The 1,094-nt window shown below is 62.5% G+C and carries 3 protein-coding genes; all 3 read left to right on the top strand.

Going from position 1 to position 1,094, the window contains the following annotated elements; all coding sequences use genetic code 11:
- On the top strand, positions 1-243 hold a 243-nt coding region (locus U1769_RS25315; RefSeq protein WP_503644646.1), incomplete at its 5' end, for a winged helix DNA-binding protein.
- Positions 244-252: 9 nt separating this feature from the next.
- Complete coding sequence (locus tag U1769_RS25320) at positions 253-453, top strand: winged helix DNA-binding protein (RefSeq protein WP_332720917.1); 201 nt, start codon at positions 253-255, stop codon at positions 451-453.
- 40 nt (positions 454-493) lie between these two features.
- A partial coding sequence (locus U1769_RS25325; RefSeq protein WP_332720918.1) for an MFS transporter occupies positions 494-1,094 on the top strand: 601 nt, incomplete at its 3' end.

Below are 1,094 nucleotides of genomic sequence, written 5' to 3' on the forward strand. Positions count from 1 at the left end.
AAATGCCTACTGCTGAAGCTGCGCATGGCGCGGATTGAGCGCGGCGATCTTGACCGGAATCTGGGTTTGCGGCTGCGGCGGGCGCATGGCGCGGTACAAAGGCATTTTGCCGATCACTTCGCCGATCTGGGGCTGACGCAGAAGCAAGTGTCAGTGCTTTGGCTGGCGGGCGATCATCCCGATCTGGCGCAGACGGATCTGGCGCGGGCGCTAGACATGGATCGCGCAACCACGATGGCCTAGGTGCATGGCTTGGAAAAACGCGGGCTTTTGTCGCGCAGCCCGTCTCGCACCGACGGGCGACGCATCGCGTTTCGGTTGACCGTTGATGGCGCCGCAATGCTGGCGACCGCCAAAGCCGCGATCGTCGAGCATGAGACATGGTTGAAGGCGCGTTTTTCCCAAACCGAGCTCGACACGCTTGAGGAAATGCTCGCACGCATCTATCGGTGAACTAGTTTTCCAATATAACAAACTGAGTCCCGGAGGGGTTATGGCTACCGATCCACGTGCAGTGATCGACCGCGAGCCAATGTCGCGGTTTCAATGGGGCGTCGTCGCGACGATGATCGGGCTGAACGCGCTTGACGGGTTCGACGTGCTGTCGATCAGCTTTGCCTCCCCTGGCATCGCGGCCGATTGGGGTATCGACCGCGCCGCGCTCGGCATCGTGCTGTCAATGGAGCTGATCGGCATGGCGATCGGATCGCTTTTCCTCGGCGGCGTCGCCGACAAGATCGGCCGACGTGCGACCATCCTTTCCTGCCTGTGCCTGATGACCATCGGGATGCTGGGCGCAGCGACTGCGAATGGCGTTGAAGTCCTGTCCGCCTGGCGCGTGCTCACCGGGCTAGGTATTGGCGGCATGCTCGCCGCAACCAACGCCGCCGTGGCCGAAGCCGCGAACGCGAAAAACCGTTCGCTCGCAGTGGTGCTGATGGCGGCGGGTTATCCGGTCGGCACGATCATCGGCGGCTCGATCTCGGCGGTGCTGCTGTCGATGTATGACTGGCGCGCCGTGTTCGTATTCGGCGCGGTATGCTCGGTCCTGTTTATCCCGCTGGTGCTGTGGCGCGCGCCGGAATCGGTTTCGT

The sequence above is a fragment of the Parasphingomonas zepuensis genome, assembly GCF_036663735.1.
Lineage (GTDB): Bacteria > Pseudomonadota > Alphaproteobacteria > Sphingomonadales > Sphingomonadaceae > Sphingomonas.